Annotated in this window: 22 protein-coding genes and 1 other annotated feature; of the genes, 9 read left to right on the forward strand and 13 right to left on the reverse strand. The window is 28.2% G+C overall.

Annotation, left to right across the window (positions count from 1 at the left end):
* Positions 1–3 precede the first annotated feature (3 nt).
* Complete coding sequence (locus ACYUCG_RS07925) at positions 4–660, reverse strand: single-stranded DNA-binding protein (RefSeq protein WP_060795985.1); 657 nt, start codon at positions 658–660, stop codon at positions 4–6.
* Positions 661–775: 115 nt separating this feature from the next.
* Complete coding sequence (gene pdaB / locus ACYUCG_RS07930; protein WP_460268399.1) at positions 776–1,552, reverse strand: polysaccharide deacetylase family sporulation protein PdaB; 777 nt, start codon at positions 1,550–1,552, stop codon at positions 776–778.
* 107 nt (positions 1,553–1,659) lie between these two features.
* Here pdaB and ACYUCG_RS07935 point away from each other — a divergent pair, with 107 nt between their 5' ends.
* The 3 genes from ACYUCG_RS07935 (at position 1,660) to ACYUCG_RS07945 (ending at position 4,955) form a co-directional block, all read left to right on the forward strand.
* Complete coding sequence (locus ACYUCG_RS07935) at positions 1,660–2,190, forward strand: DUF4364 family protein (protein ID WP_003455102.1); 531 nt, start codon at positions 1,660–1,662, stop codon at positions 2,188–2,190.
* A gap of 65 nt (positions 2,191–2,255) precedes the next feature.
* Positions 2,256–3,362 (forward strand): AI-2E family transporter, encoded by a 1,107-nt coding sequence (locus ACYUCG_RS07940; RefSeq protein WP_460268400.1) that lies wholly within the window; start codon positions 2,256–2,258, stop codon positions 3,360–3,362.
* A 171-nt stretch (positions 3,363–3,533) separates the two neighbouring features.
* A complete protein-coding gene (locus tag ACYUCG_RS07945; RefSeq protein ID WP_460268401.1) occupies positions 3,534–4,955 on the forward strand; it encodes an LCP family protein in 1,422 nt (473 codons plus the stop codon).
* Between the two features lie 56 nt (positions 4,956–5,011).
* Here ACYUCG_RS07945 and trhA read toward each other — a convergent pair whose 3' ends face one another.
* A complete protein-coding gene (trhA, locus tag ACYUCG_RS07950; protein ID WP_460268402.1) occupies positions 5,012–5,653 on the reverse strand; it encodes a PAQR family membrane homeostasis protein TrhA in 642 nt (213 codons plus the stop codon).
* 121 nt (positions 5,654–5,774) lie between these two features.
* Here trhA and ACYUCG_RS07955 point away from each other — a divergent pair, with 121 nt between their 5' ends.
* Complete coding sequence (locus ACYUCG_RS07955) at positions 5,775–6,269, forward strand: cupin domain-containing protein (RefSeq protein ID WP_049039622.1); 495 nt, start codon at positions 5,775–5,777, stop codon at positions 6,267–6,269.
* Between the two features lie 114 nt (positions 6,270–6,383).
* On the opposite strand, the gene ACYUCG_RS07960 is transcribed toward ACYUCG_RS07955, so the two are convergent.
* The 3 genes from ACYUCG_RS07960 to ACYUCG_RS07970 all read right to left on the reverse strand — a co-directional run bounded on the left by ACYUCG_RS07960 (position 6,384) and on the right by ACYUCG_RS07970 (position 12,237).
* Positions 6,384–7,943 carry a ClC family H(+)/Cl(-) exchange transporter gene (locus tag ACYUCG_RS07960; protein ID WP_060795980.1) on the reverse strand — a complete coding sequence of 520 codons (1,560 nt, stop codon included), beginning with the start codon at positions 7,941–7,943 and terminating at the stop codon, positions 6,384–6,386.
* A gap of 110 nt (positions 7,944–8,053) precedes the next feature.
* Complete coding sequence (locus ACYUCG_RS07965; RefSeq protein ID WP_460268412.1) at positions 8,054–9,376, reverse strand: bifunctional folylpolyglutamate synthase/dihydrofolate synthase; 1,323 nt, start codon at positions 9,374–9,376, stop codon at positions 8,054–8,056.
* Between the two features lie 218 nt (positions 9,377–9,594).
* A complete protein-coding gene (locus tag ACYUCG_RS07970; RefSeq protein ID WP_283683483.1) occupies positions 9,595–12,237 on the reverse strand; it encodes a valine--tRNA ligase in 2,643 nt (880 codons plus the stop codon).
* A gap of 228 nt (positions 12,238–12,465) precedes the next feature.
* Positions 12,466–12,679: a binding site (T-box leader), on the reverse strand.
* A gap of 211 nt (positions 12,680–12,890) precedes the next feature.
* Here ACYUCG_RS07970 and ACYUCG_RS07975 point away from each other — a divergent pair.
* On the forward strand, positions 12,891–13,241 hold the full coding sequence (locus ACYUCG_RS07975) for a tetratricopeptide repeat protein (RefSeq protein ID WP_139933796.1): 351 nt from the start codon (positions 12,891–12,893) through the stop codon (positions 13,239–13,241).
* 205 nt (positions 13,242–13,446) lie between these two features.
* Here ACYUCG_RS07975 and ACYUCG_RS07980 read toward each other — a convergent pair whose 3' ends face one another.
* From ACYUCG_RS07980 to ACYUCG_RS07990, 3 genes are read right to left on the reverse strand one after another with little or no spacing between them, the layout of a single operon-like run.
* Complete coding sequence (locus tag ACYUCG_RS07980; protein WP_283677930.1) at positions 13,447–14,622, reverse strand: transglutaminase-like domain-containing protein; 1,176 nt, start codon at positions 14,620–14,622, stop codon at positions 13,447–13,449.
* Between the two features lie 5 nt (positions 14,623–14,627).
* Positions 14,628–15,266: a recombination regulator RecX gene (gene recX, locus ACYUCG_RS07985; protein ID WP_283677931.1), complete on the reverse strand. Its 639-nt coding sequence runs from the start codon at positions 15,264–15,266 to the stop codon at positions 14,628–14,630.
* A 5-nt stretch (positions 15,267–15,271) separates the two neighbouring features.
* On the reverse strand, positions 15,272–16,516 hold the full coding sequence (locus tag ACYUCG_RS07990) for a M16 family metallopeptidase (RefSeq protein WP_283677932.1): 1,245 nt from the start codon (positions 16,514–16,516) through the stop codon (positions 15,272–15,274).
* 94 nt (positions 16,517–16,610) lie between these two features.
* Between ACYUCG_RS07990 and ACYUCG_RS07995 the strand changes: the two genes are divergently transcribed.
* Both ACYUCG_RS07995 and ACYUCG_RS08000 read left to right on the forward strand, forming a co-directional pair.
* The gene (locus ACYUCG_RS07995; RefSeq protein WP_139933804.1) at positions 16,611–17,282 is read left to right on the forward strand and encodes a response regulator transcription factor; all 672 of its coding nucleotides are present in this window, start codon (positions 16,611–16,613) and stop codon (positions 17,280–17,282) included.
* Positions 17,282–18,805 (forward strand): HAMP domain-containing sensor histidine kinase, encoded by a 1,524-nt coding sequence (locus ACYUCG_RS08000; RefSeq protein WP_283677933.1) that lies wholly within the window; start codon positions 17,282–17,284, stop codon positions 18,803–18,805. Before ACYUCG_RS07995 ends, ACYUCG_RS08000 begins: the two co-directional genes overlap by 1 nt.
* 123 nt (positions 18,806–18,928) lie before the next feature.
* Here ACYUCG_RS08000 and ymfI read toward each other — a convergent pair whose 3' ends face one another.
* The 3 genes from ymfI to glyA form a co-directional block, all read right to left on the reverse strand.
* Entirely contained in the window at positions 18,929–19,675 is a 747-nt protein-coding gene (gene ymfI / locus ACYUCG_RS08005; protein WP_283677934.1) for an elongation factor P 5-aminopentanone reductase, read from the reverse strand.
* A gap of 298 nt (positions 19,676–19,973) precedes the next feature.
* The gene (locus tag ACYUCG_RS08010) at positions 19,974–20,936 is read right to left on the reverse strand and encodes a dipeptidase (protein ID WP_283677935.1); all 963 of its coding nucleotides are present in this window, start codon (positions 20,934–20,936) and stop codon (positions 19,974–19,976) included.
* Positions 20,937–21,186: 250 nt separating this feature from the next.
* Positions 21,187–22,419: a serine hydroxymethyltransferase gene (gene glyA, locus ACYUCG_RS08015; RefSeq protein ID WP_240298631.1), complete on the reverse strand. Its 1,233-nt coding sequence runs from the start codon at positions 22,417–22,419 to the stop codon at positions 21,187–21,189.
* A gap of 179 nt (positions 22,420–22,598) precedes the next feature.
* Between glyA and ACYUCG_RS08020 the strand changes: the two genes are divergently transcribed.
* Together ACYUCG_RS08020 and ACYUCG_RS08025 are read left to right on the forward strand one after the other, a co-directional pair.
* On the forward strand, positions 22,599–23,369 hold the full coding sequence (locus tag ACYUCG_RS08020; RefSeq protein ID WP_060795969.1) for a threonine/serine exporter family protein: 771 nt from the start codon (positions 22,599–22,601) through the stop codon (positions 23,367–23,369).
* Positions 23,370–23,891, forward strand: a complete 522-nt coding sequence (locus ACYUCG_RS08025; protein ID WP_060795968.1) for a threonine/serine exporter family protein — start codon at positions 23,370–23,372, stop codon at positions 23,889–23,891.
* A 17-nt stretch (positions 23,892–23,908) separates the two neighbouring features.
* Here ACYUCG_RS08025 and ACYUCG_RS08030 read toward each other — a convergent pair whose 3' ends face one another.
* Positions 23,909–24,181 carry a metal-sensitive transcriptional regulator gene (locus tag ACYUCG_RS08030; RefSeq protein ID WP_060795967.1) on the reverse strand — a complete coding sequence of 91 codons (273 nt, stop codon included), beginning with the start codon at positions 24,179–24,181 and terminating at the stop codon, positions 23,909–23,911.
* Between the last annotated feature and the right edge of the window lie 48 nt (positions 24,182–24,229).

Raw genomic sequence — 24,229 nt, forward strand, 5'->3', positions numbered from 1 at the left:
TTATTAAGAAATTTCTTCACCTGATTCATTTTGTTCTGATTCAACAGCTACTTTTTCCATTTTAGAAATTGAAACCTCATATGCTATTTTCTTAACAACTTCAGTTTCAGATATTTTCTTTTGATATTCTCTACTTTGAAGTCTTCCCCAAATTCTTATATTGTCCCCTACTTCTAATGTCTTGCAGAATCTTGAGTTTCTTCCCCATGCTATAGTTGGAATATAATCTGATTTATTATAAGATCTATTTACAGCTAATAATAAGTCAGCAATTTCTCTTCCAAATGGAGTTGTTCTATAAATCGGCTCTTTACAAATAAATCCATCTAAGAAAATTTCATTAGGATTTTTGCTTCTTTCTTCACAGTATTCTATATTTCTTGCAAAAACTGTTAAGATAAGCTTATTATTTCCATCTATGAATTTATTGTAACTTCTTAATTGTCCTTCAACTACTATTTCAGTTCCAATTTTTAAATCCATAGTCGTTATTAATCTTTCTGATACAGTAATATTTAATAAGTCCTTTGAATCACTTAATCTCATAACCTCTAAGTTAAATGTATAGAAACCCTCTCCATACATTTCGTGGCTGAACTCTAATTCTGAAACTACAGTTCCTTCTAAATAAATTTTGTTGTTTAACATTAAATTATCCATTTTAACCTAAACCCCTCTCCCCATTAGTGTTTAATCATATAAGTTTAATATGTTTTTTATATTTATCTGTATATCCAATAACTATTTCCATTATAATACATTTTGTTCAACGATTTCAACTATTATTTTGTTTCGTTTTAATTAACAATTGTTTTCCATTGTCATCTATTTCGTAACTATTTTCATATATTATGTCGCTTATTTTAACAAATTCATATCCTTCTGATTTTAGTTTTGGAATTATTTCCTTAAGATTCTCTACAGTATATTTACCATTATTATGATATAAAAGTATTGAACCACCTTTTACATTATTAACTACCTTTTTATACTCCTTCTCTTTACTCTCTCCTTTCCAATCCACACTATCAACATCCCATTGGATACTTTTATATTCTAATCCCTCAATAGCACTTAAGCTTTCTTTGCTATATGAACCACTAGGAAATCTAAATAAATTAGTCTTTACTCCAACTTCCTTTTCTATTATTTCTTCTGTTTTTTTAACCTCTTCAATTATTCTCTCTTTTCCTATATTCTTAAAATCAGGATGTACATAACTATGATTTCCTATTTCGTGTCCTCTCTTATGAATTTCTACTAACTTTTCTCTATTACCTTCAGGATATATTACCCACTTACCTATTATAAAAAATGTAGCTTTTATATTATTTTCATCTAGTAAATCTAAAATTTCATATAAATAATCATTTTCTGCCCAATTCACATCAAAAGTAAGAGAAATTTTTTTATCATCCCTATCTACACAATGAATTGGCTTATTATCTTTTGCAAAAACATTAATAGGCAATGTAAATATGGCAATAATAACAACTAAAGCAATGGTAGTAATAAAATATTTAAAAGAAAAAAAATTATTATTATTTTTCAAAGTATTCACTCCTTAATATTTAATATTAATCAAATAACTTTATTATCTTAAAACATATATGGTATAATAGGATTATTATTTCAAAACAGTTATGGAGGAAAACATAAATGTATGATAGCACATTAGAATTAGCTGAGAACAAATTACTTCTTTTATATATAATAAAGTCAATAAAATATCCTATATCTAACACTCAATTAACAGATATAGTTTTAGAAAATAGTTTTATAAATTATTTTATGTTACAACAATATGTATCTGAATTAATTTCTTCTGAGTTCTTAGAATATAAAACTCAAGATGATGATAAAGAAATCATAGTACTTACGGAAAAGGGAGATAAGGTACTATTCTTCTTTAAAGATAGAATATCTCCAAACAAATTAAAGCTTATAGATGAATATGTACGCAAGCATGTTGAAAAAATAAAAAAAGAATTAAGTATATCTGCTGATTATACTGTTGGAGAAGACAGTTCTTTCATAGTAAATCTTAAAGCAATAGAAAATAATACTATTCTAATTGATTTAAATGTAAGCGTTCCTTCCAAAACTGAAGCAAAATCTATTTGCAATAAATGGGAAAACAATTCTTCCGATATATATAACAAAATAATTCATGCTCTTATAGAAGATTAATAATCCTGCTATTATTATTAGCAAAAATCGTTATAAAATTTATATAATTTAGGGGGAAAACATAATTGTTTAAAAAACATAATTTTCACTTTAATTGGCTCCCACTAATATTGATATCAACAGTTTCAATCATGTTAATTTTTAATATTAGGAGCATTTTAAGTGAAGGTATTAGACCATTTTTATCAGTTTTAACACCATTTTTTTGGGCTTTTGGTATAGCTTATTTGATAAATCCTCTCATGATGCTTATAGAAAAGAAGTTTAAACTTAAGAGAGCTTTTTCATTAATGATAAGCTATATTTTAGTTATAATATGTGTTTACATATTAATTGCAATTATTGTTCCTACAATATTTGATAGTTTGTCAGAATTATTTAGTAATCTTAGTGAATATGCATCCTCTGCTGAAAGTTGGATTAATAACACCTTAGCAAGTATGAATGTTCCTTTAGATTTAAATCACTTAAATACTTCTGCTACGGAATTTATTTCTAAGACATCAACTTTACTATCTAATATAGTAGGTAGTTTATTAACTCAAACTATAAAAATAACTTCATCTGTTGTTAAATTTGTATTTGGATTTATTATTTCAATATACATGTTAATGGATAAGGAAACTCTAATTAAAGGATGTAAAAAAATTATAGTTGCAGTTATGCCATCTAAAAAATCTTCAGAACTTTTTATTAGTTTCATGGCAGAAGCTCACAATATTTTTAGTAGATTTATAATAGGTAAAATTATAGATTCACTTATAATAGGAGTGCTTTGTTATATAGGTTTATTATTAATGGGTACTCAATATGCGGTGCTTATTTCTTTCATAGTTGGATTAACAAATATGATTCCATATTTCGGTCCATTTATAGGAATGATTCCTGCATTTTTATTAACACTTATTGTTCAACCATCTATGGCAATATGGGTTCTTTTATTCATATTCATCCTTCAACAATTTGATGGTTGGTACTTAGGTCCAAAAATATTAGGAGATCAAGTTGGTGTTTCTCCACTATTCATAATATTCGCCGTTACAGTTGGTGGCGGAATATTTGGTGTTTTAGGAATGTTCTTAAGTGTTCCTATAATAGCCTTAATAAAAATATACACAGAAAAATTCATTGAATACAGATTAGAAAATAAAAAACAGAATTTGAGTGAATAATAATAAAGAGGATATAAAAATATCCTCTTTATTTTTTTATATTTATTATTTAACTAATTGTTAATAATCATTAAAATATGATGTTAATGTATAAATATTATGTTATTATTAACTAATTAAGTTTTAGATATTCATTAAAACGTTTAAATAAATTAATAAAAAGGAGTACTTATGGATAAAAAGAAACAATTTAATTTTAGTAAAAAACAAAAAATAACTATATTTTCTTTAATAGCTATCCTTATATTAATTGCATCTATAGTAGGCTTTTTTGTTTTTAGATTTTACAATCACTCCTACGAAGGAAATACGGCCCCTGCTAAAGTTAATACTGTAGATGAAGATATTAAGTTTAAAGAAGTTCCCGGAATAACAAATATTCTTTTGCTTAGTAGTGATGCTAGACCTGGAGAAGATGTATCTAGATCAGATTCCATAATGATCTTAACAATAGATAATATCAATAAAAAGTTAAAAGTAACTTCTTTAATGAGAGATATGTTAGTAAAAATCGATGGTCATGGTGAAGAAAAATTAAACCATGCCTTTGCTTATGGTGGTCCTACTAAAACAATTGAAACTATTCAAAATAATTTTGGTATAAAATTAAATAACTATATAATCGTAGATTTTAGTGCTTTTGTTAAGGTTATAGATGCTATAAACGGAGTTGAAGTAACAATTAAAGATTATGAACTTGATGAACTTAATAAATATATTTTAGATGGTGGCGGTTCTGAAAAAGATTTACTTCCTTCACCTGGAACTTATAATCTTAATGGTTATCAAGCATTATCTTATGCTAGAATTAGAAAAGTTGGAAATGGTGAATATGAAAGGACTGAAAGACAGAGAGCTGTTCTTCAAATCGCTTTAGAAAAAGTTAAAGATATGTCAAAAGTTAAACTCGTTTCTCTACTTAATGAATTATTCCCATATGTTAAAACTAATATTTCTTTAGGAAATGCTATGGATTATGGATTTACAGCCTTAAATGTGGGTAAAAATTGCAACTTTGAAATAGAGCAATTTAGAGTCCCTATAGATAGTATTTCAAAAGGTGGAATTATTGATAATAAAGGTTGGGTATTTGTTATAGATAAGGTCGAAACATCAAAGGCTCTTCAAGCGTTCATATTTAACGATAATAAAAATTATGAACCTGATACTAGTAACTTCGACTCTATAATAGAACAATACTTTAATCACTATGATATTAAAGATGATACTAATCATCCTGATTATGAATATGTACCTAGTATAAATACTAATGGAAACTTTGAAAAACCTAAAAATAATTCAAATAATAGTAATAACTATAATTCTAATAATAAAGTAGAAAAACCATCTAACCAAGGAAGCAATGAAAATTCTTCTAATAAACCAAGTAGTGGAAACAACTCTACTGGTAATAATTCTACAGAAAAACCTAATACTTCAGAAAAGCCAAATAGTCCTCAAGAAACTCCAATACAACCACCATCTGAAGATAATGGAGCTAGTGGAAGTGGGGAATCCTCTAACACTCCATCTACTGATGGAAATGCTTCTTCTGAAAATAATAATAATCAAAATAATACTGAAGTAAATTAATAAAAAGCTATATAGAATCTAATAAACTTAGATTCTATATAGCTTCTTCTTTGTTATTATAAATATAATATTACAGAAAAAAAGTGACTTATGCTTCCTCCCATTACAAATAAATGCCAGATAGCATGATTGTATGGCATTCTATCTAAAACAAAAAATATACATCCTAATGTATAAAACAATCCACCTATAAGAAGCCAAAAGACGGCCATATGAGGTACTCTTTGCCATACATCCTTAACTACAAAGATAACCGCCCACCCCATAAATATATATAATAAGGTGGATAGATTCTCAAACTTATTTATACAGATAAATTTAAATACTATTCCTAATATGGTTAATACCCAAATCATAATAAATATTACCATAGCTTTTTTATTATCTCTTAAACAAACTAATACATAAGGTGTATAAGTTCCTGCTATTAAAAGATAAATTGATGAATGATCAATTATCCTTAAAAACTTCTTTACTTTTTTATTAGGAATACTATGGTATAATGTTGATCCTAAATACAGTAAAAATAAAGTTATTCCAAATATAGTGAAACTTATTATCTTATAAACATCTCCACTTAAAGATGCGAAAACTATAAGTAAAACAGCTCCTACTATGGCTAATACCACTCCAATTCCGTGCGTTATGGCATTAGCAATTTCCTCTCCTCTAGTATAAAAATTTAATTCTTCACTCACAATTACCGTCCCCCTTTCTCATGTTATTATATGCATATTTTTAATTTATATTTGTAATTATAACACTTATGATTTATGATTAAACATGTTTAGAAAAATTATTTGAAAGGTGGTTTTTAATATGAATCATTCAGCTGAATATTTTATAAAATCATTAAATATGACAGCACATCCTGAAGGTGGATATTTTAAAGAATCCTTTATTTCTCCTAGCAAACTTGCTCCAAATACTTTACATATAAATGAAGAGCGTTTACTTTGGACTAGCATATATTTCTTATTAAGAACTGGAGAAGTTTCAAATTTTCATAGATTAAAATCTGATGAAATGTGGTATTTCCACGCTGGAGAATCCTTAACTATTTATATGATAAGCCCTGATGGTGAACTTATAGAAAAACAACTAGGATTAAATATAGAAAAAGGAGAAACTCCTCAAGTTTTAGTTCCTAAGGATTATATATTTGGTTCTGCCATGAATAATGAAGGCTTTTCCTTAGTTGGTTGTATGGTAGCACCTGGCTTTGATTTTAAAGACTTTGAACTATTTGAAAGAAAAGATTTGCTTGAAAAATATCCAAACTATAGAGAAGTAATAGAAAAATTAACTAGATAGAAAAACTTTTATAAAAATAAAAAACTTACAAATCCACTTAAAGAGTTACCATATTTCTTTAAGAATTGTTTGTAAGTTTTTTATTAGTTTTTAATATAATCTATTTTATATCAATCAAATTTTACAATATGTTTTTTCAGATATTTCATCATAATACTGAGCTTGTTTTTCTTTGCTAAATATTATTTCCAAAACATCCCCAGCCTGAATTTTAATCTCTCCATTTGGTATTATTTCCTCTGCTCCTCTAAAGATAGTTATTATTAAACTATCCTCAGGCCATTTCACATCTTTTATAAGTTTTCCTTCTAATTCAGAACCAATCTTTACTTCAAAGTCAAAAATCTCTTTTTTCTTTATACCAGTATTAAACTTAATATTCATTCTTTCTAATAATCTCTCTAATAAACTTTCATAAATAGGCTTATTATTAAGCATATCAGAAACTAAATACGCCACAGTAACTGTTATAGCCACTGGTAATAAGTGTTTAAAAGTTCCTGTCATCTCTGTTATAAGCATTAATCCAGTAATAGGTGCCTTAACTATTGATGCAAATTGTGCTGCCATAGCTAACACTATAAAGTTAACTATTAAAGAATCACTTATTCCTAAATACTTGTTTAAAAACAATCCAAATATGGCTCCTACTAAAGCACCTATAGCTAATAAAGGAAAGAATATTCCTCCTGGCACTCCTGATGAATAACTAAAGAATGTAAATATAAATTTTATTACTAAAATTACTATTAAAAGTTTTATCGCAATATTATTTCCTATTACACTTTCAATTAAAGAATCTCCTCCATCAATTGCTTGAGGAATTGTTAAAGCTAAAATTCCAACCATAACAAAAGGTATTATTGTTTTAAATTGAATAGGAATTTTTTTTAAAGTCTTCACATAAAAATCCTGTGTTTTTAAAAGTCCTTTATTAAAAATCCATCCTGTTACTCCTAATATTGCTCCTAATATTAATAATGTCCAATAATATTGTATTGGCAATGAATTTGTAGGTGGTATTTTTATGCAAAAATCATTTCCTAAAATAAGATTATCCACAAAAACTCCTGTAAGAGAAGCTGACAGTGCAGCTAACATAACTGGCAGTGAAAAACTTCTATGTACTTCTTCAAGAGCAAATATAGCTCCTGATAAAGGGGCATTAAATATTACAGCAAGACCTGAACTTGCTCCCCCTGTTATTAATAATCTCTTTTCAAAGTCACTTCTTTTAAATATTTTAGCAAAGCCTTCTCCTATTGAAGCTCCAATTTGAACTGAAGGACCCTCTTTACCTAATGAAAGACCAGATGCCATACATATTATTCCACCAATAAACTTATCTCGGAATACTCTTAGCCAGTTTACGCTTATTTTTCCACTTAACTCCCCTTCGACCTGCGGAATACCACTTCCACCTATCATAGGATTCTTTTTAACTATAATTCCAACTATAAATCCTAAAAATATAAGAACTAAAAATAAAGGAATTATAAGCTTTGGATTTTCTCTTGTATATGAATATACCTTGTTAAAGCCTTCCATTCCAAATCCTATTATGGTCTTATAAATCATTATTACAATTCCAACAATTATGCCCACTAATATTCCTTGTACTATTATTTTAAACTCTAAATTATTTAATCCACTTATCTCTTTATCCTTATCCATATTAATCACATCCATAATATTTTATGAATAAATTATATACCTTTTGTTAACAATAGTTCAATTTTTAATTTTCTCATTTATCCAGTTAAATACAATTTATCTACTTAAGCCTAATACTTTATACTTCTTAAGGATGTATTCTCATTATTTCTTATGGCCTTTCTCATGTCTCCAACCATGTATAGAGAACCACAAATTAATAATAAGTCATCCTCATTAGTAAGAGAATATGCCTTATTATAGGCCTCTTTATAATCCTTAAATTTAAAAACTTCTTTTACATATTTTTTTACTTTAATATATAAATCTTCAATATCCTCTGCTCTATCACTATGAGGTTCAACTATAACTAACTTATCTACACCTCTAGTTATTTCTTCCACCATTTCATCTACTTGTTTATCACCTAGAACCCCTAATATTAATGTTATATTTTTAAAATTAAAATATTTATCTATACTATTTCTCAAATTTCTTATTCCATCAATATTGTGAGCTCCATCTATAACAACTAAAGGAGTCTCATTTAATACTTCCATTCTTCCAATCCATCTTACCTTTTTAAATCCTTGCTTAATAGATTCATTGCTTATGTTTACCCCATTATTTCTTAACCTACTTAGGGTTTTTAATGCTACTAAGAAATTCTTTACTTGATGATCTCCAAGTAAACCTAAATCTATTTTTAAAATTTCATCTCCTACTGAAACTTCTATTTTCTGAACATGATTTTCTTTATCTATAATTATGTTTTTTATGTCTTCAGTATTAACAACCTCTAAATAGCAATCTAATTCATTACATCTCTCTTTTATTACGTTCAATGCTTTTTCTTCTTGTGGATAAGATATTACAGGTACACCACCCTTTATTATTCCACACTTTTCTTTTGCAATTTCTTCTATGGTATTTCCTAAAACATTCATATGATCTAAACTTATTGAAGTAAGTACAACTATCTCAGGAAGAACCACATTAGTTGCATCTAATCTTCCCCCTAAACCAACTTCTAAGACAGCATAATCAACTTTCTTTTTAGAAAAATAATAAAACATTAAAGCAGTTATTATTTCAAACTGAGTTGGACTTTCATAGCCAAGCTCCATAACTTTATCTATAGCATTTTTAACATCTCCCATAAGAATTGCTAAATCATCTTTATTTATATTCTCACCATTAATCTGTATTCTCTCTTCAAACTCCTCTAAATAAGGTGATGTATACATTCCAACCTTAAAGCCAGCTTCCTTTAAAACTGAACTTATCATAGCAGTAGTTGAGCCCTTGCCATTTGTTCCCCCAATATGTATAAACTTAGTGTCCTTATGCGGATTCCCTAAAAACTCCAAAACCTTTTCTATTCTATCTAATCCTAAATTCATTCCAAACCTTGATGCAGTAACAATATACTCCATAGCTTCAGCATAATTCATCATTCCTATAGCCCTCCTAAATATAATAATAGAGTGTGTATCAAACTAACATAATAAAGTTAATTATCAACACACTCTCTAAATTTAGCAAATTTTTATTTTTTAACTAGAACGTAAAGAATATCTTAATGAGTAACTATTATTCTGGAATCGATAATAGAAATACTTTACGAAATTAAGTAATTCTTGGAGTCTAGTAAAAAATAATACGCTAAATATTATTGTAAAGCTTCTATTCTTTCTAGAACAGCCTCTAACATTTCTTTGTATTTAACACCTTTTGCTCTTTCTTCATTAACAACAGCCTCTGGTGCTTTACTTACGAATCTTTCATTAGAAAGTTTCTTCTCAACTCTTAAGATTTCTCCCTCAAGTTTAGTTTTCTCTTTATTTAATCTTTCTAACTCTTTTTCTCTATCAACTAAGTCAAGTAATGGTAAGAATAATTCTCCACCCTTAACAACTACTGATACTAAGTTATTATCTAAGTTATCCTTATTATCTAAGAAAGTAACTTCTGATGCAGATGCAAGCTTTTCTAAGTAAGCTCCACCATTTATGAATGCATCTTTAGCCTCCTCTGAAGCATAAGCCATAACCTTAGCTTTTCTTGAAGGTGGTACATTCATTTCAGCTCTTAAGTTTCTTAATGATCTTATAGCTTCCATTATGAATGTCATGTCCTTCTCAGCTTTTTCGTTATTTAAAGCTTCATCATATGTTGGCCACTCAGCTATTGTAATTGACTCAGTTTCTGTGCTTAAGTGAGTATATATTTCCTCAGTTATGAAAGGCATTACTGGGTGTAATAATTTTAATCCTGTATTTAATACAGTGTAAAGTACGTTAAATACTACTCCCTTAGCTTTTTCATCATCACCATATAATACTGGTTTAACTAATTCTATATAGTAATCACAGAACTCTGTCCATAAGAAATCATGTACTTTTTGAAGAGCTATTCCTAACTCATATTTTTCCATGTTTTCTGTAACTTCTTTGATTAATGAGTTCATTCTTGATAATATCCATTGATCTGCTAAGCTATACTCTTTACAGTCTTTGTATTTATCCATAAGCTCTCTATCTAAGTTCATCATAACGAATCTTGAAGCATTCCAAATCTTATTAGCAAAGTTTCTTGCAGCTTCAACTCTTTCAGGAATATATCTTATATCATTTCCTGGAGCATTTCCTGTTACTAACATGAATCTTAATGCATCAGCACCATATTCATCTATAACTTCTAATGGATCAACACCATTTCCTAAAGATTTACTCATTTTTCTTCCTTGAGCATCTCTTATGATACCGTGAATTAATACTGTATCAAATGGAGTTTCTCCCATGTTGTGAATACCTGAGAATATCATTCTAGCAACCCAGAAGAATATTATATCGTATCCTGTAACTAATGTTGATGTTGGATAGAAGAACTCTAAATCGTCAGTTCTATCAGGCCATCCTAAAGTTGAGAAAGGCCATAAAGCTGAACTGAACCAAGTATCTAGAACGTCTTTATCTTGTTCTATGTTCTCTGATCCACACTTACAGCACTTAGTTGGATCCTCTAATTCAACCATGATTTCTCCACAATCTTGGCAGTAGAATACTGGTATTCTGTGTCCCCACCATAATTGTCTTGAAATACACCAATCTTGAATGTTTTCCATCCAGTTAAAGTAAGTCTTTTCAAATCTTTCTGGAACGAATTTAGTTCCTTTGTTTCTAACAACCTCTATAGCAGGATCTGCTAATGATTGCATTTTTACATACCATTGTTTTGATATGATTGGCTCTACAACTGTACCACATCTATCATGAGTACCAACATTGTGAGTATGAGGTTTTATTTTAACTAATAATCCTAACTCTTCTAAGTCAGCAACCATTTGTTTTCTAGCCTCATATCTATCTAAGCCCTTATATTTTCCACCTAGGTGGTTTATTACACCGCTATCATCCATAACTCTTATTTGTGGTAAGTTATGTCTCTTACCAACTTCAAAGTCATTAGGATCGTGAGCTGGAGTTATTTTAACTGCTCCTGTTCCAAATTCTACGTCAACATAGTCATCAGCGATTACAGGTATTTCTCTATCAGTTAAAGGTAATTTTAACATTTTACCTACTAAGTGAGCATATCTTTCATCACTTGGGTTAACTGCTACAGCACTATCTCCAAGTAAAGTTTCAGGTCTAGTTGTAGCTATTTCTAAGAATTCATCTGAACCAACTACTGGGTATTTAATGTGCCAGAAGTTTCCTTCTTTTTCTTCATACTCTATCTCAGCATCTGATAAAGCAGTTTGACATTTAGGACACCAGTTAGTTATTCTGTTTCCTTGGTATATTAAACCTTCTTTATATAATTTAACGAATACGTGTCTTACTGCCTTACTTAAGTTTTCATCCATTGTGAAAGCTTCTCTTGTAAAGTCAGCTGAGCATCCCATTTTCTTAAGTTGCTCTCTTATTCTTTCTCTATATTCATCTGTCCATTCCCAAACTTTTTCTAAGAAAGCTTCTCTTCCCATTTCTTTCTTATAAAGACCTTCTTTTAAAAGTTCATTTTCAACTTTAACCTCAGTTGCTATACTAGCATGGTCTTGTCCTGGTAACCATAAAGTGCAATATCCTTGCATTCTCTTAAATCTTATAAGCATATCTTGAAGTGTGTTATCAAGTGCATGACCTAAGTGTAATTTACCAGTTATATTTGGTGGTGGCATTATTATAGTGTAAGGTTTTTTACTCTTATCTATTACAGGAGTAAAATACTTCTTTTCTTGCCAATTGCTATAAAGTCTTTCTTCAAACTCTTTAGGATTATACGTTGTAGAAATATTCTTATTATCCATTAGACTAACCTCCTTAAAACTTAAACACAATTTTATGTATTTATATAAAACATTCCAAAAACTATCTTGAAATGCCTTTTAACAATTATTTTTTTATTTATGGTCTATTTTAAATGAATATTTATTTTAGCTAGCCATTTATATTTATGTTCTATCTAAAAACAAAGACTGATTTAAAACATTCTTTATTTAAAAGTAATTTTAGGCAATAAAAAAAGCCCTCATCCATAAAAGGACGAAAACTCGCGGTACCACCTTTTTTCCCTCACAAAAAGGGCTCTCTAAAATTAACGACTGAAATTGCCGTCTTTGATTACTTCAATAATTTCACCAAAGAAACTCAAAAGCTACCTTCAAGATATCAAACTTAGAAATCTTACACCCAAGGATTTCCTCTCTTAAAGTTCTTCCTATCTTTACTCCTCTTTATCACTGTTTATATCATCATTTAAATTATAGATATATCTTATACCATTATTTTAACCTATGTCAAGTAACTCTAATCAAATATGATATAAATTTATAATATTTTTAGTCTTTAAATATTCTTCTATAAATTTATTACTTAATGAAATTACACAATATTTTCAACCCATGAATATAATCCCAAAATAAGTTAATAATTAAAATAGATATTATTTAGGAGGTCAAAAATGAGTAACTTTTCTAAAGGTAATGAATTATACAATACTAGAAATTATTCTGATGCTATAAATTATTATAAAAAGGCTTTAGATAATGATGAGTGTAAGTGCCATAGTTATTATAATGCTGGTGTTTGCTACATAAAACTAAAGCAATATGAAAAAGCTATTGAAATGATAACTAAAGCTTTAGAGCTATACCAAGACTCAAAATATTTTTTTAACTTAGCCTATTGTTATTCAATGACAAATAATAATTCTAAAGCTTTGAGATATTTTAACTTAGCTTGGGCATTAGATAATGCAGATATTGATTGTGAAAAAGCTATAAGTTTAATTTTATCAAAAATCTCAAAATAAATCATAATACATATAGCCTACTTAACTCTCAATACCTATTCTAATTTATAATTAAAATTACATAAGCAAAATTTCATTAAAAGAAATATAAAAAAACCTAATTCTCCCTAAAAGCTAAATAAAACTTACAAATAGTATTAGAAGAAATTTTATTTTCTCCAAAATATATTTGTAAGTTTTATTGTATTTCATATAACTTATTATCTTACCATTCGCCTACTATTTTTCCATCTCTGTGTGATTCACTATTTTTTTTGCTATCAAAATAGTTTCCTGCTTTACCAAAGGTAGGATCAACAGTTATCCACTGATTTTTTTCTGGTAAATAAACCTCATTCCAAGAATGTGGTCCCCATTCCTTCCCATTGAATCCTTCTCCAGTTACAATTCTAACTTTAAGCCCAGCTTCTCTTGCCATAGCAACATAAAGACAAGAATAATCAAAGCATATTCCTTTTCTAGTTTCAAAGGCTTCAATAGCTCCAGACTTATACTCAGAAGTTTTCTCGCTTATATTTTCAGCTTTATTATCATCATAATTAATATTTTCACTTATCCAAGTATATATTCTTTTAGCTTTTTCTCTACTATTTTTTGCATTTTTAGTAAGTTCCTTAGCTTTTTTATTAATATCTTCATTTGATTTTATACCTTGTTCTAAAGTTACACCATTATAAAGATTTATAACATTTCTATTACTTTCAACCACTTTTTCACTTATTGGCTCTTTATTACTTTCATTCGCAGAATTTATATTGTTACTAATAACGTCTTTATATTCATTATGAAAAGCTTCATACTCTTTATTTAAAGCAGCATAGTACTTATTACTATTTATAACCTCATAAGCCTTTGAAGCTAAAGTCATGCCTTCCATTTTCTCTCCTAAGAAACCATTGCTTCCTAGAATAACTATTACTAAAGCAATTACAGCCATATAAAAAAGAGACTTTGGTATATTTATTATTAAAGCCGCAACTTTACCAAATCCCTTTCCCCTTCTAGACTCCGCTTTCTTTAACCATCTAAGTATGGGATTTATAATAATAAAACTAAATATTTTAAGTATAATTTTTACTATAAAATAAATTACAAGTGTAAGAGCTAATACTATGAATATTATTATAACCTGTGGTGAAATATTAAAGTTAGATATAATGTTATTGAATTCAACAACTACAATTGAAAACATCCTCTCTATTATATCTATCTTTTTTATAGCTATAAAACTTAAGTATAAAGCAAGAAAAAAGGATATATATCCTCCTAATTCCTCTATACTATTCTTTATTTTAATAATATTAAACTTTCTTTTGTAAGCAACTACTAATGGCAGTATAAAAGAACAAACTATAATTATATCTACTAAGTTAAAATTCATTTTATCTACTCCATATATTCATTATTTGTTAATCTTCTAACTATGCTATTACAGCAGTCATAATCATACCCTTTAGATAAAAGAAATCTAAATAATTTTTGAGATAATTTATATTTATCACTTTCTTTTTTCTTTAGTATATTATATTTCTTTTCTGCTAACTTAAAGGCAGTATCATTTTCATCTTCTGAATCAATATTAGATAATTTATCTAAAAGTATATCTTCACTAATGCCCTTTCTTATAAGAGCATATTTTATTTTATTTCTTCCCTGACTTCTAAGCCTATCCTTTATATACATCTCTGCATATTTTTCATCATTTAAAAGATTGTACTCCTTTAAAAATTCTATGGTTCTTTTAATTGTATCCTCTTCAAAACCTTTTTCAGCAAGTTTATCTCTTAATTCCTTTTCTGTTTTATAGGTTTTCTCAACTGTTCTTAATGCAGAATTTTTACATTTTATAAATTCATCTTCTTTTACAATTTCCTTGATTGCTTCAACATCTATTATAGAATCCTTTTGTATTCCTTGCTTATATATAAGTTCAGCATCACAAGCAAAGGTAAAAGCTTCATCCACATAAACATTTACTCTATTTACATTTCTCTTTTGAACTTCTATACTCGTTATTTTTCCCATTTTATCTACTCCATTGGCTTTAATATGTGTATAGTAGGATTATTCAAATATTTATTACAAACTCTATAGATATCCTCCCCAGTTAAAGTCTCTAGTTCTTCCATGCTATTTATAAACTCAGTTATATCTTTTCCTGCTAAACTTTGAACTAATACATAACTGCATAAACTGCTACAATCTTCTAAGGTAGAAACTACTCCTGTCTTATGAGTCTTTTTCATCATACAAAGCATATCTTCATCAAAGTTTATATTCTTATTTTTTATGTCTAATATAGCTTTGTCTATTACTTCTATTACCTCATCTATGGATTCTTCTCTAACTGATGTAAAAATATTCATTGTATTTACATTTTCGTCTAAATCCATTTGACTATATACATCATAAGCTAATCCACGTTCTTCTCTAAGCTCTCTAAATAATATTGAGTTTGAACTTTCAGCTAACTTATAACTTAATATCTTTAATGGAAGTTTATCCTTTTCGCAAACCTCTTTAAAAGCATAAAGATAAGTAACAGTTCCTTGCTCTATTTGAGATTTGTAAGTTGTTTTTATTAACTCTTTATTTTCTTCTTTTATTATTTCAGCTTTTTTATGGGATTTTCCTTCCCATTTTCCAAATAAGTCTGTTATTATTTTTTGCATTTGTTCATGACTAAAGGCACTTACAGTTACAATAACACAATTGTCAGGAGTATAATATTTTTTATAAAAATCATAAACCTGCTTTCTTTTAAATCCCTTAACATGTTCTTCAGTTCCTGCAATAGAATTTTTAAGTGCTGATTTATCAAAAGCATATTCATGAGTTCTGCTAATACTTAAATCTTCAATATCATCCTTATCACTTTTTATCTCTGATAAAACAACGCCCTTTTCTTTTTTCATTTCTTTTTCATCAAAGGAAGAATTTAAAACCATATCACTTAAAAGTTCTATTCCCTTTTCAAATTCCTCATCTAGACAAGTAATGCTATATACTGTTGAAATATAATCTGTATATGCATTATAATCTCCACCTAAAAATTCTAATTCTCTATTTAATTGTTCATTACTTCTATTCTTTGTTCCTTTAAAAAGCATGTGCTCAACAAAGTGGCTCATGCCTAATTCTTTTTCATCTTCATATAAAGATCCTATATTAACACCAATATTTATAGATGCTAATCTTGTATCTTTTTTTATTGTTATAACTTTTAGCCCATTGGGTAAAATTATGGTATTTTCATCAAATGTCCATCTTTTCATTAAAAACTCCCCTAAAATTATTTATATAAACCTTAGTTTTCATTGTATAATATTAAGTAAGTTAAAACAATATTTTTTAAAGGTTGGTGGTTATATGAATAAAACGGTACTTATTGTAGAAGATGAAATACGTATAAGATTTCTTGTAAGAGATTACTTCAAGAAAGAGGGATTTAATGTGTTAGAAGCTTCTGATGGTGAGGAAGCTCTTAGGATATTTTCTGAAAATATAGTTGATTTAGCAATATTAGATATAATGATGCCAAAATTAGATGGACTTGCTGTTTGTAGAAATATAAGGGAAGTTTCCAATACTCCTATAATATTATTAACAGCTAAAAGCCAAGAAGAAGATAAACTTTTAGGTTATGAGCTTGGAGCTGATGACTATATGACTAAACCGTTTAGTCCTAAGGTTTTATTAGCAAAGGCTAAAGCATTATTAAGAAGAACAGGTACATTAAATGATAAAAATATTTTAGATTTTAATGGATTAACAATAAACAAGTTATCCCACGAAGTAAAACTAAATGGAGAAGAAATTTTACTATCCCCTAAGGAATATGATTTACTTATTTACCTTTCTTCAAATGAAGGTATAGCTTTATCCAGAGATAGAATTTTAGATAATGTTTGGGGTTATGATTATTTTGGTGATATAAGAACAGTTGACACTAATATAAAAAGACTTAGAGAAAAATTACTTGATAAAGCTAATTACATAGCTACTGTTAGGGGAAGTGGCTATAAATTTGAGGTGAAATAGTGAAAAAAAGTATTTCAAAAAGATTATTTATAATAACTTTTAGTATAATAATATTCTTAACCCTATTCACCATGATATTCCAAATGACATTTTTTCAAGAATTTTATTATAAAAGAAAAACTAATGATTTAAGCAATGCAGTTTTAAAATTTAGAGCTCTATATTCTTATGATATAAAGAATACTGACTCTTTATTTAAGGCTTTAAGCTTTTTTGAACTTGAAAACAATGCTAAAATAGGTATTTATTCTATAGATAGTACTCCAAAATATATTCCTGATCCAGCCAATAAAAATTCAGAGGCTGTGGATTTATTAAATGATATTTTTACTGAATTATATAGTGACCCGGATTTTGCAAAAACCTTAATAAATTCAAACTCTGGGGTAACTACAGAATTTAAGAGCAGAAAATACTCAACAAAATATATTGTTTATATGGTTCCATTTTCTCTTAATTCTAAGAATGATTCTATTATTATAGCAATAACATCATTCCAACCAATTGAAGAAGCAAGCGCATTGATAAAAGATTTTTATAAATACATAATTCTTATAGTCATAGTAATTGGATTAATTTTATCTTATGTATTTTCAAACTTAATTTCTAAGCCTCTAGTGAAATTAAATAAATCTGCAAAGAAAATGAGTGCTATGGATTTCTCTGAAAAGTGTAATATAGAACGTGAAGATGAAATAGGAAATCTAGCTAAAACTTTAAACTTTTTATCTAAAAATCTATCTAACGCCTTAGATGATTTAAAAATAAAAAATAAAAAGTTAGAAGAAGATATAGAAAAGGAAAGAGAATTGGAAAAGCTTAGAAAAGACTTTATTGCTGGAGCATCTCATGAACTTAAAACTCCTATTGGTATAATATCTGGATATGCTGAAGGAATAAAAGACGGTATAGTTGATTATAAAGATCAAGAAGTTTATTTAGATATAATAATTGATGAAGCAGAAAAAATGAACAAATTAGTTATGGATATGCTTGAACTTTCAAAGCTTGAGGCAGGTAAAATTGATTTACACATAATAGATTTTTCACTTACCGAACTTATTGATGAAGTTCTAGTAAAAAATTCCGTTGATATTAACAAAAATAATTTAACTATAATAAAAAATTACTCTCCTGATGAAGATTTATATGTTCAAGGAGATGACTTTAAAATAGAACAGGTACTAACTAATTTTGTTACCAATGCTATAAAATATTCTGAACCTAACAACCAAATAATAATAGATATAAACTCAGTTGAGGAAGATAAAATCTACTTTTCAATTGAAAACACCGGTGCCCATATTCCTGATTCAGATATAAATAAAATTTGGAATCAATTCTATAGAGGTGATACTTCAAGAAATAGGTGTGCTAGAAGTACAGGTCTTGGATTATCTATAGTTAAAAATCTTCTTCAAGCTCATGGAAGTGACTTTGGAGTTATGAATACAGAAAATGGTGTTAAGTTCTACTTTACCCTAAAAAAATCTAAAGAAATAGATACAACAGAAGAAATCTAAGCTAAAAGGCATATATCAAATAACTTTTAATAAAGCTTACAAACAATATTAAGATAATATATAGTAATTCTAGGAATATGTTTGTAAGCTTTATTATATTTTTATACAGAACCTTTTAGTTTTTTAAAGCATTCCACCGTCTACAGTTATTATTTGTCCTGTTAAGTATGAAGATTCATCTGAAGCTAAAAATTTTGCTACCCTTCCAATCTCTTCAACTTCTCCAAATCTATTCATAGGAATTTCTTCCTCTAACCCTTCTTTTTCTTCCTTACTAAGCCATGAATTCATCTCTGTATTTATTACACCTGGAGCTATACAATTTACTCTTATTCCCCAAGGAGCTATTTCTTTTGCTAATGCCTTAGTAAATAAATTCATTCCTCCCTTAGTAGTTGAATATAAAACTTCGCAGGAAGCACCTACATTCCCCCATATAGATGATATATTTATAATTGATGAATTACTTCCTTCTCTTAATAAATCCATAGAATCTCTTGTAAGCTTAATAGCACCTATTAGATTGATATTCATAATAGAATCTATCTCTTCATCACTAGCATCCATAAACAATCCTATTTTTGATATTCCGGCATTATTTACTAATACATCAAGTTTCCCAAATTTATTTTTAATGGAACTTATTATATTATTTCTCTCATCCTTATTGGCTACATTTCCACCTAAAATTTCTCCTGAACCCCCTAGTTCCTTAATCATATTTAAGGTTTCATTAGCCCCTTCTAAATCACTATTATATCCAACTAAAACAAAAGCTCCAGCCTTTCCAAATTCCCTTGCTATTCCTCTTCCAATTCCCTTTGAAGCTCCAGTTATATATACTATCTTTCCTAATAATTTTTTCTCCATTAATCCTTCATCCTTTTCTGCATAACATTAAAATTCTTAAAAGTTGTATCAAAATAACTTATTAAAACTTATAAATAGTATGAAGAGAATATCTTTATAAGCTTTAGAATTTAAGCTATTATGTAGAAGATTTTACGTTTATAAGCTAAGCTGTTTGACCGAAGGGAGTTCTGAGCTTTAGTAAAATCTTTGGAGTAATAGCTATAAATTCTTAGTGAAATCCAGTAATTCTCTCAATATATTTATAAGTTTTATTAAAAGTTATTTTCATAAACCATTATATAACTAAGTTATAAGACTATCTTAAAACATCTCTTATTATTCTCTTTGCATTCTTATAATATATTTTCTCTATTTCCTCCTCTTTAAAGCCTTCCATCTCCAAAGCACTTAATAATAAATTCATCTTACTTGAATCTTTAATTTCAACTTCATTTTCTATACCATCAAAATCAGATCCTAAGGAAATAACATCTATTCCCCCAATATTTCTTATGTGTTTTATATGTCTAACCATATTTCTTATGGAAGCTAAATTTAAATCCTCTTCCCACTCTTCTTTTAAGAAAGCATTGCAAAAATTTATTCCTGTTACCCCACCACTATTAGCTAACTCTTTAATCATATGGTCAGTTAAATTTCTACTATGATTAGTCTTTGTTCTACTATTAGAATGAGATGCTATAATTGGACTCTTTGAATATTTTATTGCATCATAGAATCCTCCATCAGAAAGATGAGAAACATCTATTAACATTCCTAGACTATTCATTTCTTCCACAACTTCTATCCCCTTTTTAGTAAGACCCTTATCCTTATATTTAAACTCATAATTTGGATATCCCAAGTCATTTATATAATTCCAAGTTAATGTTATTAAAGAAACACCCTCTTCTTTAAACTCCCTTAACTTTTCAATGTCACCCTTAATAGCATCGCCCTCTTCAATAGTTATAAAAGCTCCTATTTTATCCTCTTTTTCTGCCTTTTCTAGGTCACTTATATTTCTACATAATACTATATCTCTTGAATTCTCATTTATTTCTTTCTTAAAATTCTGTAGCATTTCTTTGCAATAAGAATAAGTATCCTCATTACATTCTTTATTTATAAACAGAGCAAAAAATTGAGCTAAAGCCTCTCCTTCTCTTAATTTATTTATATCAACCTTAAAATCATTTCTAAAAAGCTTTTTATTTTCTTGAAGCATACGTGATGCTGTATCACAATGAAAATCTATAAATTTCATAAAAATCTTCATAGGTAAATTCCTATGAACGTTCACCTCTTTCATCTACTAATATGAATATTTTCACAATATAAACTATATCAAAAATTTTTCTCTTTTTAAATTATTCTCTTGTAATACTATTATTATCAAAAAATTAAAGCCATGTTACAAATTTAAATTGCAACATGACTTTAATTCTTTATTCAGTATTTCTTAAAGAGAATAATAAATTCACTAAAACAAAATTTTAATACTCCCTTTAAAAACTATTTTTTAATTATTAATATAAAGGATACTTAGCACATAAAGCTTTAACTCTTGCTTTTAATGGTTCTAAATCTCCATCTTTTTCTTTAATAGCATCATTTATTATAGAAGCTATTTCTTTCATTTCTTCTTCTTTAAATCCTCTAGTTGTTATAGCTGGAGTTCCTATTCTAACACCACTAGTAACAAATGGGCTTCTTGTTTCATTTGGTACAGTATTTTTGTTTAAAGTTATTCCTATGCTATCTAAAAGTATTTCTGCATCTTTACCAGTTATATCTTTATTAGTTAAATCAACAAGTATTAAGTGATTATCAGTTCCATTTGAAACTAATTTAAATCCATAAGATTCTAAAGCTTCTGCTAAAACCTGTGCATTCTTAACAACTTGCTCCATATATGTTTTAAAACTTGGTTCTAATGCTTCTTTAAAACAAACAGCCTTTGCAGCTATTATATGCATTAAAGGACCACCTTGTATTCCTGGGAAGATATTTTTATCTAATGCTTTTGCAAATTTTTCTTTACAAAGTATTAATCCTCCTCTTGGTCCTCTTAAAGTTTTATGAGTTGTTGATGTAACAAAGTCAGCATAAGGAACTGGTGATGGATGTAATCCTGTAGCTACAAGCCCTGCAATATGAGCTATATCAATCATTAAATATGCTCCTACCTCATCTGCTATCTCTCTTAAAGTTTTAAAATCTATAATTCTTGAATATGCACTAGCTCCTGCAACTATTAACTTAGGTTTATGCTTAAGAGCTAATTCTCTTACATTTTCATAATTTATTGTTTCTGTCTCTGGGTCTACACCATATGATACGAAATTAAATAGTCTACCTGAGAAATTAACGGGTGAACCATGAGTTAAGTGTCCTCCATGACTTAAATCCATTCCTAATACAGTATCACCTGGCTCTAATATTGAAAAATAAACAGCCATATTAGCTTGTGATCCTGAATGTGGTTGTACATTAGCATGCTCAGCCCCAAATAATTTTTTTACTCTTTCTCTTGCTAAATCTTCAACCTCATCTACTACGTGACACCCACCATAATATCTTTTTGAAGGATATCCCTCAGCATATTTATTTGTTAAATATGATCCCATAGCTTCCATAACAGCTTTGCTAACAAAGTTTTCTGATGCTATAAGCTCGATACTATTTTCTTGTCTTTCCTTTTCCTTTTGAACAAGATGTGCAATTTGCTCATCTTCTCTTTCTAAGTTTTCAAAATTCATTTTCTTCACCCCAAACGTAAAATGTATATTACTTATTATAAATTTATTAATTATTTTTAGCAATAGAAAATAATTTGTTTATATTTTGATTAAACTAATATGAGTTTGTATAGCTTATTTTAACTTTTCATATGTTATAATTACTATATTGGTTATAAATTTACATAGGGGCGAATAATATGGATTTTGACAAAGTATTACATATTGCAACTTTTGCAGGTAGAATAATACTAGAAAGTGGCGGAGAAACTTATAGAGTTGAGGAAACTATTTGTAGGATCTGCGCAGCTTACGGTATTAGATATGCTGAAAGTTTTGTTACCCCAACTGGAATTATGGTTTCTGTGTATGATGAGAATAATTATACAACTACTTTAGTAAAAAGAGTTACTAATAGAACTGTTGATTTACAGAAAATCCACTTGGTTAATGAACTTTCAAGAAAACTTTATACTGAAAAATATTCTCTTGATGAGGTTTTAGAAAAATTAATAGATATAAATGAAAATTGTCCTAAATATGATTTTAAAACAAATCTAATCTTTTCAGCTATAGGTGCTGCCGGATTTACCACCATATTAGGAGGTACTATAGAAGACTGTGTAGTATCATTTTTTGTTGGAATGTTTGTAAAACTAGCCACTTTTAAAGCTGGTGAATTAGGAATAAACGCCTTTTTTATAAACACTTTAGGAGGAGCCATAGCTGCCCTTTTATCATTAACAGCCTATAGCTTAGGTGTTGGAAGTAATCTAGATACAATGATAATAGGTAGTATAATGCTATTAGTTCCTGGTTTATCTATTACAAATGCTATTAGAGATACAATTGCTGGAGATTTAATATCAGGTCTAATAAGGGCAGCTGAGGCCTTCTTGGTAGCTATCTCCATAGCTGTTGGAACTGGTATGGTTATGAGTATTTGGATCTACTTTGGAGGTGGTATATAATTGGTTTTAATTAAAGAAGTTCTAGCTACCTTCATAGCTACTATAGCTTTTGGAGTATTATTTAATATTCATGGAAAGAATTTATTCTTTGCTGGAATAGGCGGAGCCTTAGGGTGGCTAGTTTATAAGATAGGATTATATTGTGGACTAAGTGTCATATTATCAATGTTCTTCTCAGCAATTGCCTTTAGTGCATATTCTGAAATATATGCAAGAATTTTAAAAACCCCAGTAACAACAATAGTTGTTTGTGCCTTAATACCTTTAGTTCCTGGAGGCGGTATGTATAATACTATGTACGAAGCTATTCAAGGAGATGCTATGTCAACTTGGAATCAAGCCATAATGACAATTTCATCCTCAGGAGCATTGGCTTTAGGAGTTTTATTTGTATCTACAATTACTCGTTTAATAAACAATAAGAAAAAACAATATACTCATGGATCATTGAATCCTAAAAATATATTATTATTTAAAAAGTTAAAAAATAAAAGTAATATAGATTTTCATACAAAAAAATAGACCACTTTTGTGGTCTATTATTTTACAAAACTATTTAATGTTTTTATTAATTGTTCTAAACCTTCTAATTCCTTTTTATCTTCTTCTCCTATCCCCATACAGTTTCTAGCATAGTTTTCTATAAGAAGTACTCCAACTTTATTTATGGCAGCTCTTATGGCAGATATTTGAGTTAATACATCCCTGCAACAAACATCTTTATCTACCATTCCTTGAATTCCTTTTACTTGCCCCTCTATTTTTCTTAATCTTACAAGTATATCTTTTCTTAAAGCTTCATTATCATTCAAAATTTACACCTCATACCATCATTGTAATCTAATATATAATATTTTTAA

This window comes from Clostridium sp. CTA-17, assembly GCF_054767895.1.